Raw genomic sequence first — 14626 nt, 5'->3', positions numbered from 1 at the left:
ATGTCTATATCTCTTGAGGGGTATTGTCCCTTAAAAAGACATGGTGTATAATGGTAACAATTCAGTTATATCAATAGATGTAATGAGGTATATTGCGGAAAAATCACAGATGTATATAATTTTTGCATACATCTATGTAATTATCGCAATGAGTTTGGTGGAAACACCGGAAAGGAGTTCTATGTTAGGAGCAATCATTGGAGATATGGCGGGCTCAATCTATGAGTTCAATAATATCAAAAGCAGAGACTTCGAGTTTTTGTCAGAGGCTTGTAAGCCTACAGATGATTCGATTTTAACATGTGCTATTGCACGAGCTTTAATTGATGTAAAAGGAAGGGGGACACATTTACAACGAGCTACTATCTATCGTATGAAAGAATATTTTCTTTCCAATCCATTACCGATGGGCGGATTTGGTGCAAAATTTTTCCGATGGGGGTTATCTGATGTGACTGAGCCCTATGGTAGTTGGGGTAATGGAGCAGCGATGCGTATTAGCCCTGTGGCTTACGTAGGGAATAGTGAAATGGAAGTCAAGTTGTTGAGCCAAATTGTAACAGGTACCACCCATAATGATCCGGAAGGATTAAAAGGTGGAGAAGTGACGGCTTTAGCCGTGTTCAAAGCACTTCATGGAGCGACGAAAGAAGAAATTCAAGAAATGGTACGATCCTATTATCCTGGTGAGTACAGTGTGGAAGAGTTGCATAAGACTTATAGGTTTGAGCCAAGCTGTCAAAAAACAGTGCCAGAAGGAATGCAATGTTTCTTTGAAAGTGAAGACTATGAATCGGCTATTCGCAATGTAATGTACATCGGTGGTGACTGTGATACATTGGGTGCCATTGTCGGTGCTGTAGCGGGGGCCTATTATGGAATCCCAGAATGGATCCAAGAAAAAGCCTTATCCATAATGCCGGATTACATGGTGGAAGACTATGAAGATTTCAAAGCCATGTATATGGACAAAGAAAAAACCCTCTAAAGCTAGCGCTGGACACGCATATTGCCTTTGAGGGTATGATACAAGGGGCCGGAATCCCCTATGCAATTGTATTGTACCATGTGAAAGGCAATGACGATAGAGAGAAAATAGAATTATGATAAAAATATGGGAGGCTACTCGTATGTGAGTGGTCTCCCTATTTACTATTGACGCAAAAAAAAGAACCTGCCCACCGGCAGGTTCTTTTTAGGATGATGATGTACGCCCATACAAAATCATGACAACTATATCAACACTTTGAGTGCTAATACCATAATGGTGAATTCACTTGGCCATGATAAGGCGATCATCAATATGTGACGTATCCCATACAACGCATATTGTAGTAATAAAAAATCCTTTTTCTTGTATTTTGGAGTATCAGAAAAAGGCCTTTGATTCTCCTCCCTATCTCTCGTAGGTCAAGTGGTGAATGATGAATAGGCAGTTCTCCTGACTCAGCTTCAACGCGCCTCCAGCCTTCCCAGTTTCCCAGTGACATAATTGGATTTGCTCTGCTTTACAGTGGCGGGACCGTGCCAGACTTTAACTGGCTTCTCTATTATGCTTTCGCACCTATTCCCGAATGTTTGATTGTATGTGTGTATTGTACTCTTTTAGTTTTTCAATGTCAAGAACAAGATGAATAAGTATGACTATTTTATAATTAGAGTGGTATAATTGTGACTTTTATTACTAATTGTCATGATTGAGATTGAAGTGCGCCTTTTCTTGCTAAATAGATAGCATTAATTTATAATGAATGAAGATAATACAATATATTGTGTAATATAAAGGATGATGAGATGAAGTATACAAGTACGCGCAGTCATGAAACGGTGAGTGAAACCTTTGCGTTGCTCCATGGATTGGCAAGTGATGGCGGTTTATATGTGCCGGCGGAGTTTCCGGAACAATGTTTGTCCTACCGCGATGTAGCAGACAAGAGTTATGAAGAAATTGCACTGGTTGTGTTGAGTAAGTTATTTACGACTTTCACAGAAGCGGAATTAGAAACGATGATTCGTAGTGCCTATAATACGGTGAACTTCGATACACCAGATATGGCGCCTATGCATTCCTTGTTAGAGCGAGTATCCGTGTTGGAGTTGTTCCACGGTCGCACCCAAGCTTTTAAAGATATGGCCTTATCTTTGTTCCCATACTTATTGGTGGCAGCAAAGGAAGCGGAAAAAGAAACAAAAGAAGTGTTGATATTGACAGCTACCTCTGGTGATACAGGAAAAGCAGCCTTAGAAGGATTCAAAGATGTACCAGGCACACACATTCAAGTGTTCTTCCCAACGGATGGCGTTAGCCCTATGCAACAAGAGCAAATGCAAAAGCAAGAAGGTGCAAATGTCAATGTAACAGCCATCGAAGGTAACTTTGATGATGCTCAACAATTTTTGAAGCGTCTCTTTGTGGATGCTGATGTGGCGAAGGAAGTGGCAGACAAAGGAGTGAAGTTCTCTTCTGCTAACTCTATTAATATCGGCCGTCTAGCGCCACAAGTGGTGTACTATGTGGCAGCCTATGCTGAATTGGTAAATACGGGGGCTATCCACGAAGATGAAGTGTTTAATGTGGTGGTGCCAACAGGCAACTTCGGCAATATTTTGGCCGCTTACTATGCAAAACGCATGGGTATTCCGGTTGGTAAATTAATTTGTGCATCCAATCAAAACAATGTGCTCGCAGATTTCTTCAGCACTGGTACCTATGATATGAACCGTCCGTTCTATACAACCATCTCTCCGTCTATGGATATTTTGGAAAGTTCTAACTTTGAACGGTTTATTTATTATGTGAGCGGTGAAAATGCAGAATTGACAGCTGAGCGTATGAAAGCACTGAAAGGAGAGGGCAAATTCTCTGTCACTCCAGAAGAACTACAAGCGGTGCAAAAAGAGTTTGCTGGCGCCTATGTAGACGATGACATGACAAAGGCTGTCATCGAGCAAGTGTACAATTCCTATGGCTATGTAATGGATCCGCACACAGCGGTGGCGATGGGAGCTTATATGAAAGAGCTAGAGGCTCATCCTGAAGATGGTCACCGTCATACGGTGATTGCTTCCACGGCGCATCCTTTCAAATTCCCAACACCGATTTGTGAAGCCTTGGATATCAAAGTAGGATCAACTCCTTATGAAAGCTTAGACAATATTTCGGCAGTCACAGGCGTAGGTTGTCCGAAACAATTGGCAGAGTTGCAACATAAGCCATTGCGTTTCACCAAGGTGATTCCAAAAGAAGCTATGAAAGAAGAAATTCTATCCTTTGTGGATACTTTCAAACAATAGGTGACCTATGGTACAAGCATTTTTCTTTTCCCTCATGTCATCCTTCGCCTTCAGTATTATGAATTTATTTGTGAAACTTCTAGGCGATGGTATGCCGGCGGCAGAGGTGACATTTTTCAGAGGGCTCATAGGAACAATTGCCGTACTCATAGTGATGCGACAAAAAGGAATTTCCTTTTCCACGGAACATCGAGGACTATTAACCTTGCGTGGTATCTTCGGTGGATTAGGAAATTTAAGTAATTTCATTGCATTAGTCTATATGACGATGGCAGATGCATCCATACTATTTCAATTATCAGGTATATTCGTCCTGATTTTTAGCAACTTTGTGTTGAAAGAAAAATTGCCTGATGGATCTGCTAAATGGTTAGGATTGATCTTCTTAGCCGTTGTGTATATGATTCAACCTTGGAATTTATCGGGATTGCATTGGTATTCTTTTATTGCCATTGCAGGAGCAGCCTTATCGGCGGCGGCCTATACAACGATTCGCACCATTAGCTTAAAGGGTGGTCACAGTTCCTATGAAATCATGTTTTATTTTTTAGTCACCACCATGCTAGTAGGCGGTATCGTGATGATACCAGATTTTGTGTGGCCTAATGCAACACAAGCATTGTATTTAGGGATTATCGGAGCCATTTCCGTAGTGGCGCAATTCTTCCTAACTGGTGCGTTTGTGGCAACCAATGCAGTAGTGGCACAATTTATGCAATATGTAGGGGTGTTCTTTAACTCCTTCTGGGGATTTATCGTCTTCGGAGAAAACCTAGCCTTGGCCACCGTCATCGCAGGTATTATTATGTTTAGTTCATCAGTGATGTTGGCTCGTTTGAAAGAAGAACAAGCTCACACACGGTAGTCAATCAAGAAAGAGGTATGACGATGAGTGAAAAATTATATCAATTTGGTCTAGTTGGTTTGGCTGTTATGGGACAAAACTTGGCCCGCAACATTGCCCGTCATGGATTCAGCATTGCAGTGTACAACCGTACACCACAAAAAACAGACGATTTTGTAGCCAACTATAGCCACGAAGGAACAATCGGCGGAGCACATACTCCAGAAGAGTTTGTAGCGATGTTAGAAAAACCTCGTAAAATCATGTTCTTGGTGAAAGCAGGTCAACCTGTGGACGACATGATCGAAGCATTCTTGCCATACTTGGACCAAGGCGATACATTAATTGATGGCGGTAATTCCCATTATCCAGATACGATCCGTCGTACAAAATACTTAGAATCCAAAGGTTTCCGTTTCTTAGGAGTTGGCGTATCTGGTGGTGAAGAAGGGGCTTTAAATGGTCCAAGCTTGATGCCAGGTGGCAACGAAGCTTCCTACAATGAATTGGCGCCTATTTTTACATCCATTGCAGCCCAAGTGGCAGACGGTCCTTGCTGCACATATGTAGGTGATGACGGTGCAGGTCACTATGTAAAAATGGTGCACAATGGTATCGAATACGGCGATATGCAATTAATTTCCGAAGCCTACTTCATGATGAAAGAATTACTTCGCATGAGCGATGATGAAATTGGCGATGTATTTGCAAAATGGAACACGGGATTATTAGATTCCTACCTTATTGAAATCACTGCTAAAATTATGAAAGTCAAAGATACTGATGGAACTCCATTAGTAGAAAAAATCTTGGACAAAGCTGGTCAAAAAGGTACTGGTAAATGGACTAGCCAAGAAGGTTTAGACCTTGGCGTGCCAATTCCAACTATCGCAGAAGCCGTATTTGCGCGTGCTATGTCTGCTTATAAATCTGAACGTGTGTTGGCAGAACCAGTATTAGCAGGCCCTACAGAAGTTTTTGAAGGTGATAAAGAAGCCTTAGTAGATGCTATCCATTCTGCCTTATATGCGTCTAAAATTTGCTCCTATGCACAAGGCTTTGCATTGATTAAAGCAGCGGCAAAAGAATATAACTGGAATATTAACTTCGGTGACATGGCATTATTGTGGCGTGGTGGTTGCATTATCCGTGCAGCCTTCTTAGAAGATATTAAAAAAGCCTTCACAAACAACCCAGAGTTGAACAACTTGATGTTGGATCCATTCTTCGCAGAAGCATTGCAAACACACCAAGCAAAATGGCGTGAAGCGATCATTGCTGCGAAACGTTACGGTATCCCAACACCTGCTTTCAGTGCATCCTTAGATTACTTCGATTCTTATCGTCGTGGTGTATTGCCGGCAAATCTAATCCAAGGACAACGTGACTTCTTCGGTGCTCATACATACGAACGTACAGACAAAGAAGGCACATTCCATACAGAGTGGGCGGAAGCGTAACTACTATATAGCTAGATTTTGTAACATGAATATATAGCAAACATCCCTAGGTGGCGGCCTAGGGATGTTGACTTTTATGTATACATGCTCTTTATCTTGCGACCAGCTTTCTATGAATGATATAATTTACTTAACAAATATTGTTGGACTAAGATAATCTGAGGGAGGTATTCTTATGAGCAATGTAACGTTAACGTATTATGGTCATGCTACGTTTGCTTTGAGCAATGGTGATGTAACGTTGGTATGTGATCCGTTTTTTACGGGTAATACATGGGATGTGGCAAAGGCAGAGGATATAGAGTGCCAATATATTTTTGTGTCCCATGGTCATGATGATCATTATGGTGATACCGATATGATTGCCAAGAAGAATGATGCCCTTGTAATCTCTACTGCAGAGGTAGCTCGAAAAGCCGCTGAAGCAGGGGCTCGTAGCCATGCGATGCATTTAGGTGGAAAGTTTAATTTCCCATTTGGTTCTATCCGTTTAACACCAGCTTTTCATGGGTCTGGTGTTCCAGGTGGTCATGCGGCAGGTGTGATCATTGAGTTTTTTGGTAAACGTGTGTATTTTGCTGGGGATACGGCGTTGTTTAGTGATATGAAATTAATCAGTCGCCATGGTGAAATTGACTATGCTTTACTACCAATCGGTGATAACTTTACGATGGGTGTGGAAGATGCGGTGACAGCAGCATCTTGGATTCAAGCAAATACAACCATCCCAATTCATTACAAAACATGGCCTGTGATTGATAAAGAGCCAGCAACCTTTGTGGCTTTGTTAGAAGCAAAGCATAAACAAGCTGGACTTGTGGTTGATCCAGGGCAAACTATCGAGCTGTAATATAAGGAATATGAAAAATAAATAGTTCCTTGGTTCCTTGAACAAATAAAAATTACAGAAGCGATAGAAATGTATCATTGGGATACGGATCTTGATAGTAGAGAATATGAAATATTTCTACATAAAAGGATTGTCACTAGCATATGCTAATGTGGCAATCCTTTTTGCGTAGACTCTTTTCTCTAACATAGATTACTGACGTCAATCCCTTCTCTATGGTATAATGAAATTCACATGGAGGTATCTATGAAATTAACACATTTTGATGAAGGCGGTAATGCGCATATGGTGGATGTGTCCCAAAAGGATCATACAGAGCGCGTGGCTGTAGCAGAAGGGTTTATTACGCTCAGTGAGGAAGCTTTTAGTATTGTGGCTAGTGGGAATGTCAAAAAAGGTGATGTGTTAGCAGTGGCACAATTGGCAGCCATCATGGGAGCGAAACAAACGTCTAACCTCATTCCGTTATGCCATCCATTGGCGTTGACGAAGGTGAGTGTAGACTGCTCTTTAGTAGAAGAACAACGTGCTGTATGTATTCGTAGTACAGTGAAAACCACAGGTCCTACAGGGGTGGAAATGGAAGCGTTAACAGCAGTTCAAGTTGGATTGTTAACTGTCTATGATATGGTAAAAGCCGTCGATAAAACTATGACCATAGGTCCTGTGTATCTTGTGGAAAAACAAGGTGGCAAAAGCGGACATTTTAAACGATAAGATAGTAGGTGAATCATGGAAATTGTATTAGTAGAACCGGAAATTCCTGGTAATACAGGCAATATTGCACGCCTTTGTGCAGCAAATCATATGACACTACATTTGGTGGAACCTTTGGGGTTTTCCATTGAAGATAAATATTTAAAACGAGCAGGTCTTGATTATTGGCATCTAGTAGATGTAAAAATACATAAGTCCTTGGATGAAGTGTATGAACAATATAAAGATCGGCGTTTTTGGTATGCTACGACAAAGGCTGCCCATACCCACGCAGAAGTGCAATATGAAATTGGAGATATGCTCGTGTTTGGTAAAGAAACAAAAGGTTTGCCAGAAGAAATTGTGGCAGCCAATCCAGATACATGCATTCGCATTCCGATGATTGATGAAGCGCGGTCTTTGAATTTATCGAATGCGGTGGCAATCATTGCCTATGAAGCTATGCGCCAACTGGATTTCCCAGATTTGCAGGCCGTTGGACCAGGTGTATCTATCGAGGTGTAACCTCTTGATAGTAGGTATTGGTCTATAGAAAATACTAAATATAGTAAGTCTAATCATATGGTATAGCCTATATATAGTGAAATATCATAGACTTTCACAGAATGACCAAAGATTTAGATAATATAGACTGTATGGCATACACAGTATATGAAAGAATATAAGAATGAAATCCTAATAGGATGGAGGAGGAATTATGAATTACGATTTAGCATATGAATTACAAAAAGCAATGCGTGACAGCGAAGAACATAAAGAGATGATGGCAGCCCAAGAGGCAATTAAAGACGACCAAGCAGCAAAAGGCATGGTAGAAGAATTTATGTCTTTACAAATGCAACTGGAATATGCAAAAATTGCAGATGCTCCTGAAGCGGAAGAGTTATTGAAAAAATTAGAAGGCTTATTGCCAATGGTACAAGCTAATTCCGGTGCGAATGCGTACTTAACAGCGCATGCACGTTGGACACAAGTGGCGAATGATATTTATCGAATCATTAGCGAACCAATCACTGAAGGTATGAAAATTTTAGAAAAGGCAAACTAATATGAGTGCTGTATGGGAAGCATTGCAACAGGTGATTCCGTTGGATCGCATTCAAAGGGATGCGCTGTTAGCACCTTTCACGACCTTTCAAATTGGAGGACCTGCGGATCTACTTGTACTACCTCGTTCTATACAAGAATTGCAGGATTGCATGCGTGTATTACATGCTCATAACATAGAACCTTTTGTGCTAGGCCTAGGATCTAATGTGTTGATTCAAGATGGTGGTATGCGTGGCGTCGTTCTTTGCTTGAAAGAATTGCAAGAGGAGCAACACCGCAACGGTACAACCATTACTATGAGCGCAGGGTATACTTTGAAAGAAGTATCTGAATATGCTCAATGTGAAAGTTTGAGCGGCTTAGAATTTGCCATCGGCATTCCTGGTAGTTTAGGTGGTGCTGTATTCATGAATGCAGGTGCCTATGATGGAGAGATGGATCAAGTGGTAACCAGTGTAGATGCTGTAGATATGCAGGGACACTTGCACCACTATAACCGAGAAGAATTGCAGTTTGCCTATCGTCATAGCCGCTTTCATGAGAACCATGAAATCATCGTTCGTGTGACTATGGAATTACAGGAAGGAAATCCTGAGGATATCCAAGGACGGATGGATGATCTTACTGAAAAACGAGAGTCTAAACAACCATTGGAACATGCCAGCGCAGGATCTACCTTCAAGCGCCCACCGGGATATTATGCAGGAACTTTGATTGACCAAACAGGTTTGAAAGGGTTATCCGTAGGGCCTGCAGAGGTATCTATGAAGCATGCTGGATTTGTGGTCAATCGTGGAGGCGCTACAGCCAATGATGTGCTAGGTGTAATTCATGAGGTACAAAAACGGATTCATGCAGCTCATGGGGTGCAGTTGGAACCAGAGGTGCGCATTCTAGGGGAATCTCGTGAACCAATGGGTTCTGTTGTCGCCGTTGTGAGAGCTCAAGAGACAGATATTCCGGCATTGTCTAACTTGTGTGCAGACACATTTAGAGAAACTTTCAGTCATGACAATACGGAAGAGGAATTACAGGCTTTCTTTGATGAGGCTTATAACCATGATGTATTGAAACGTGAGTTGGACCATGACGAGAGTGAAACATATCTAGCTTACGTAGATGATGTGTTGGCGGGGTATTTGAAAATAAACTGGGGCGACGCACAAACAGAGCGTAAATTAGAGAATGCCTTTGAAGTACAGCGCCTATATGTGCTCAAAGAGTACCATGGACAAGGCGTGGGTAAAGCCTTGTTTGAAAAAGCTTTGCGCATCGCTGAATCTGGTAATTTTTCTTGGGCATGGTTAGGCGTTTGGGAGAAAAATTATAAAGCCCAACATTTTTATAAACGCTATGGATTTGAAAAATTTGGAGAACACCAATTTGTTGTGACTCCAGAGAAGACAGATATCGATTGGTTGTTGAAGAAATCTTTGCGATAATCCTTGACATATCCATTGTATTTTGAGTATAATATTTCGGTAAGCAATTTGTACGGACTTCCACTAGCCCCGGAAGGTGGCAATTGCTTCTGTTAATACATTCTTGTTATTAGGAGGAAAGCAGCATGAAAACTACATTTATGGCCAATGCGAACAATATTGAACGCAAATGGTATGTTGTTGACGCTGAAGGTAAAACTTTAGGACGTCTTGCTGCCGAAGTTGCTAAAGTTCTTCGGGGCAAACATAAACCAACTTTTACACCACATGCAGACACTGGTGACCACGTTATCGTTGTGAACGCAGAAAAAGTTCGTGTAACAGGTAAAAAATTATTACAAAAAGAATATTTCCGTCATTCTGGTTATCCAGGCGGATCCCGTTTCACTACACTTGCTATGATGTTGGAAAAACATCCTGAACGTGTAATCGAAATGGCAGTTAAAGGTATGCTTCCAAAAAATAAATTGGGTGCACAACAATACCGTAAATTGAATGTATACGCTGGCGCAGAGCATCCACATGCTGCTCAAAAACCAGAAGTTTTGGAATTAGATATCCGTTAATACCGGGAGGAGGAACATATAATGGCAGTAGCACAATACTACGGCACTGGTCGTAGAAAATCTTCCGTTGCTAGAGTTCGTCTGGTACCGGGTACAGGTAAAATCACTGTAAATAAACGCGAATTAAATGAATATTTCGGTCGTCAAACTCTTGAGTTGATTGTTAAACAACCATTGGTATTAACAAACACTTTAGAACAATACGACGTTGTGGCAACTGTAGCTGGTGGTGGTCCATCCGGTCAAGCTGGTGCAATTCGTCACGGTGTGTCTCGTGCATTATTAGAAGTTGATGGCGAACTTCGTCAAGGTCTTAAAAAGGCTGGCTTCTTAACTCGTGACCCACGTATGAAAGAACGTAAAAAATACGGTCTTAAAAAAGCTCGTAAAGCATCTCAATTCTCCAAACGTTAATTTGGCGATTACAGAACCCAGTACCCTTATGGTGCTGGGTTTTTTGTTACCTCTGGAGGATCTGTGTTAATAGAGAAAGGAATGATACTACATGGATAAACTACTAAGACTATTGGGAGTGGTAGCTGTGGCACTGATCATATGGTATTTGCCACATACGCCAGAAATTTCAGATCAAGGATGGCATTTATTAGCTATCTTTACAGCTACTATTGTGGGCTTTATACTACGACCATATCCCACTGGGGTAATGGCATTTATGGGATCTGCGGCGGCAGTAGCTACTAGTTCGATTAAGATGAATGAAGCGTTATTAGGCTATGCAGAGCCTAATGTATGGCTTATCGTATCCGCTATCTTCTTTTCTAGAGGGATCATTAACTCTGGATTAGGTCGACGCATTGCGTATACCTTAATTCATTGGTTCGGTACGAGTACCTTGCGTTTAGCCTATGCCTTGGCGATGACAGATTTAATTATTTCTCCCGCTACTCCATCTAATACAGCTCGTGGAGGTGGTATTATCTATCCTATCGTGCAAAATATTTCTATGGCCTTTGATTCGAGACCAGGAGAAACGGCACGTCGCATGGGAGCCTACCTAATGACTACGGCTCACACAGTAAATGCCTGTACAGTGACTGTATTCTTGACCGCTTGTAGTGGTAACTTGTTGATTACATCTTTAGGGGCAAAATTATTTGGCTACACTGTGACATGGTGGGAGTGGTTTTTAGCAGGAGCCTTGCCTGGTTTGCTCAGTATGGTTATCATGCCTTGGTTTATTTATAAGATTTACCCACCTGAAATCAAAGAAACACCAGAAGCTCCAGCTATGGCTCGTGAAGAGTTAGATAAACTAGGTCCGATCACGACGATGGAGAAAAAGGTAGCAGCTATCTTTGTAGGGGCCATACTATTGTGGTCTACTACGACAATTACAGGTTTACATGCGACGGTCATTGCGGTTATGGCAGTATTGGCCTGTGTCATTAGCGAATGCCTTACATGGGATGACATTTTGAAAGAAACCACAGGTTGGGATATTTTAATCTGGATGGGTACTCTAGTAGGTATGGCTGGATTGCTTGGTAAATTAGGCGTTGTAGCTGTCTTTGCAAAATTCGTCAGCACTATGTTAGGTGGTATGTCTTGGGAGTGGGCGGCCTTGATTATTTCGTTAGTCTTTGTATACTCGCAGTATTTCTTCGCCAGCGGCACCGCTCGTATTACAGCTTTATTTTCTGCCTTTGCGTCTATCTTAATTGCCTTAGGAGCACCAATTCCTTATGCAATTTTAATGTTTGGCTTGATGAATAGCCCCGGCTGTACGTTGACACATTATAGCTCTGGGGTAACACCAATCTTCTTTGGCAGTCACTACGTGCCACAAGTGACCTGGTGGAAAGTAGGATTTTATATTTCCGTATTGAATTATATCTTCCATTTCTTCTTTGGTAACCTAAGCATGAAGTTATTTGGAATCATCTAAGATGATGTAGATAGGGAAATACTTCCAGTGTAGTCATCGTAGTGCATGAGTAGATGATTTCTCTGTAATGATGGTAGTATATGGCTTCATAGAAGTGATGGATGTCATATTCTATATAATTAGACCTAGGATAGGTTTTAGATTAGGTTGTACTGAAATGCTGTACGTGCATTTGGGTACAACCTTTTTTTGTTTTATGCTAAATGTGTGGGATGCTCATATACGAGGAGTCATCACATTTGTTATGGTGGGGTTTTAGAGTTTGAAATTGATAATTGAAGAGTGAAGAAATTTAATTATAAACACTACTTTTGTCATAAGATGTAATAATAAAAGTAAATTATTATATTTTTAATAATGATACTTATTGAAAATGCTCGGACTTTCATGTATAATAATGATAATGATAATGAAAGAAATATCCCTCCAAGAGGTACGTATGAAACTAGATAAACGAAAAGGCAAACGTTGGAAAATTGCCGAACATCAAAAAGAAATAGAGTCTCAATTGACCTCTGGATTAGCAGTGCATCCTATTGTTTCTCATTTATTGGTAAACCGTGGGATTACCACTGTAGAAGAAGGTCGAACATTCTTATATAGCACAATGGATGATTTATTAGATCCTTTTATGTTAAAAGGAATGGCACAGGCTGTGGAAGAAATCGAAAGCGTCTTAGCCATGAATGGGTCCATTGTCATTTACGGAGATTATGATGTAGATGGTATTACGGCTACATCACTAATGTACCGATTTTTTTCGCGATTAGGAGCGAATGTAACTTATTATATTCCAGAGCGACAAAGTGAAGGATATGGTCTCAACTTAGAAGCTTTGGAATATTTGATTGCTCAAAAAACAGATTTAATTATTTCGGTAGATTGCGGTATTAGTTCCTATGATATTGTAGAAGCTGTGAGAGATCGCGTGTCTATGATTATTACAGACCATCATACATCACCGCCGCAAATACCAAGGGCTACAGCGGTGGTTAACCATAAACAGCCAGAGTGTCCCTATACAGATAAAAACTTATCTGGCGTAGGTGTGGCATTCAAAGTCTGCCAAGCTTTATGGAAGCGTCGTACTGGTGAAGAATATCGAGAAGACTTAGATATTGTAGCCTTGGGCACGGTTGCTGATGTAGTTCCCTTAGTGGGAGAAAATCGGATTATCGTCCGTGAAGGTTTGCGTAAGATGACAGAGTCTCCCAATGTAGGGATTCAAGCCTTAGTGCAAGTGGCCGGTTTAGAAGGAAAAGTACTATCTGCAGGCCATATTGGGTTTACCTTAGCGCCAAGATTAAATGCAGCAGGACGGGTGACGCATGCGACACGAGCTGTAGAATTACTGATTACCACAGACCTAGTTGAGGCCATGGAAATTGCAGAAGAGTTGCAAGAAACAAATACGGAGCGACAACAGATTGAACGAGCTATTTTTGAAGAAGCGTATCAATCGGTATTAGCACAAGGAAGTTTGGCGGATCAATGTATTGTAGTGGCAGGCGAAGGCTGGCATCCTGGAGTTATCGGTATCGTTGCGTCCCGTTTGGTAGAAGCCTTTTATAAACCGACTATGGTGATTAGTATTCATGATGGAATTGGTAAAGGCTCCTGTCGTAGTATTGATCATTGTAATATGTATGATATGTTAACCTTTGCGGGAGATACATTAATACAGTTTGGTGGACATGCACAGGCGGCAGGATTTAGTGTACAAGCAGAGCATATTGATGCCTTACGTGAAAAAGCTAGTGAGTTTTGCCGTAAACAATTAACAGAAGAAGATTATATTCCTATTGTCACCGTTGATGGTGCTATGCATAGCGATGATATTAGCATTGAGTTAATTGATCAAATAGCTACTTTAGAGCCTTATGGTATGGGGAATAGTACGCCTGTGTTTGCACTTCCTAAGATTCGTGTGCAGAATCTGTACCCTATGGGATTTCAAAAAAATCATTGTAAAATTATCTTGCAAGGTCAACAGGGCCCCATTGATGCGGTGGCTTGGCAAGGAGCGCATTATATGCAGGAAATCTTTGCAGATGACCCTGTAAAAGTAGCGTTTTCTTTGCAGAAAAATGAATGGCAAGGCGTGGTGACACCACAACTCATTGTGCAAGACTTGGAACCACTTTCACAACAAAGAGAACGACTAGAAGTAGATAGCTTACGCAAGATGTATACTGTGGTAAAACATATTTTCCGGTCTCCTACAGCACCAAAGTATATAGTGGAGCGAGAAGCATTAGAGTGTAAGCCACAAGAAATGACTTCGCGAGAAGCAATCCTTGCTTTAGATGTATTTAAAGATTTAGGCATTCTAAAAGAGGAAGCATTGGATGATGGACGTCATGTGTATCGTTGGGTGAATGTGCAACAAAAGTTGGAACTTCACACATCGTTGACGTTTATGACTTATAGTCAGGAGGGATCATAATGGTAAGTACTATAAGTACCCCTCAGGAGCATACATTTAATAAAGAACGAG

The 14626-nt window shown here is 41.1% G+C and carries 13 protein-coding genes, 1 pseudogene and 1 riboswitch; all 14 genes and pseudogenes read left to right on the top strand.

From position 1 onward, the window contains the following. Nucleotides 1–181 precede the first annotated feature (181 nt). Nucleotides 182–988 (top strand): ADP-ribosylglycohydrolase family protein, encoded by an 807-nt coding sequence (locus tag EO112_RS03245; protein ID WP_164723938.1) that lies wholly within the window; start codon nt 182–184, stop codon nt 986–988. 425 nt (nt 989–1413) lie between these two features. Further along, nucleotides 1414–1583, bottom strand: a riboswitch (cobalamin riboswitch). Nucleotides 1584–1794: 211 nt separating this feature from the next. After that, complete coding sequence (gene thrC, locus EO112_RS03240; RefSeq protein ID WP_127062123.1) at nt 1795–3294, top strand: threonine synthase; 1500 nt, start codon at nt 1795–1797, stop codon at nt 3292–3294. A gap of 7 nt (nt 3295–3301) precedes the next feature. Next, nucleotides 3302–4159, top strand: coding sequence for a DMT family transporter (locus EO112_RS03235; protein ID WP_009352991.1), 858 nt, complete (start codon nt 3302–3304; stop codon nt 4157–4159). Nucleotides 4160–4182: 23 nt separating this feature from the next. Further along, a complete protein-coding gene (gnd, locus tag EO112_RS03230; RefSeq protein WP_009352833.1) occupies nt 4183–5598 on the top strand; it encodes a decarboxylating NADP(+)-dependent phosphogluconate dehydrogenase in 1416 nt (471 codons plus the stop codon). A 175-nt stretch (nt 5599–5773) separates the two neighbouring features. Next, nucleotides 5774–6448, top strand: a complete 675-nt coding sequence (locus EO112_RS03225) for a metal-dependent hydrolase (protein WP_062400982.1) — start codon at nt 5774–5776, stop codon at nt 6446–6448. Nucleotides 6449–6694: 246 nt separating this feature from the next. Then, nucleotides 6695–7165: a cyclic pyranopterin monophosphate synthase MoaC gene (gene moaC, locus EO112_RS03220; RefSeq protein ID WP_009352949.1), complete on the top strand. Its 471-nt coding sequence runs from the start codon at nt 6695–6697 to the stop codon at nt 7163–7165. A 15-nt stretch (nt 7166–7180) separates the two neighbouring features. Further along, nucleotides 7181–7669: a tRNA (uridine(34)/cytosine(34)/5-carboxymethylaminomethyluridine(34)-2'-O)-methyltransferase TrmL gene (trmL, locus tag EO112_RS03215; protein WP_009352837.1), complete on the top strand. Its 489-nt coding sequence runs from the start codon at nt 7181–7183 to the stop codon at nt 7667–7669. Nucleotides 7670–7862: 193 nt separating this feature from the next. Continuing rightward, nucleotides 7863–8213 carry a YlbF family regulator gene (locus EO112_RS03210; RefSeq protein WP_009352993.1) on the top strand — a complete coding sequence of 117 codons (351 nt, stop codon included), beginning with the start codon at nt 7863–7865 and terminating at the stop codon, nt 8211–8213. 1 nt (nt 8214) lies between these two features. Then, nucleotides 8215–9117 (top strand): annotated as a pseudogene (gene murB / locus EO112_RS08345) (UDP-N-acetylmuramate dehydrogenase); the annotation flags it as partial. Between the two features lie 12 nt (nt 9118–9129). Then, nucleotides 9130–9657: an N-acetyltransferase gene (locus EO112_RS08340; protein WP_240629340.1), complete on the top strand. Its 528-nt coding sequence runs from the start codon at nt 9130–9132 to the stop codon at nt 9655–9657. A 125-nt stretch (nt 9658–9782) separates the two neighbouring features. Continuing rightward, nucleotides 9783–10223: a 50S ribosomal protein L13 gene (gene rplM / locus EO112_RS03200; RefSeq protein WP_009352918.1), complete on the top strand. Its 441-nt coding sequence runs from the start codon at nt 9783–9785 to the stop codon at nt 10221–10223. 21 nt (nt 10224–10244) lie between these two features. Beyond that, nucleotides 10245–10637 carry a 30S ribosomal protein S9 gene (gene rpsI, locus EO112_RS03195; protein WP_009352806.1) on the top strand — a complete coding sequence of 131 codons (393 nt, stop codon included), beginning with the start codon at nt 10245–10247 and terminating at the stop codon, nt 10635–10637. Between the two features lie 91 nt (nt 10638–10728). Continuing rightward, nucleotides 10729–12129, top strand: coding sequence for a DASS family sodium-coupled anion symporter (locus EO112_RS03190; RefSeq protein ID WP_009352984.1), 1401 nt, complete (start codon nt 10729–10731; stop codon nt 12127–12129). 439 nt (nt 12130–12568) lie between these two features. Beyond that, on the top strand, nt 12569–14575 hold the full coding sequence (gene recJ / locus EO112_RS03185) for a single-stranded-DNA-specific exonuclease RecJ (RefSeq protein WP_009352811.1): 2007 nt from the start codon (nt 12569–12571) through the stop codon (nt 14573–14575). Nucleotides 14576–14626: the final 51 nt, after the last annotated feature.

The organism is Veillonella sp. VA141 (assembly GCF_003992175.1).
Taxonomy (GTDB): Bacteria; Bacillota; Negativicutes; order Veillonellales; family Veillonellaceae; genus F0422.
The sequence above is the reverse complement of the archived record's forward strand: the minus strand, read 5'-3'. Positions and strand labels throughout refer to the sequence as shown.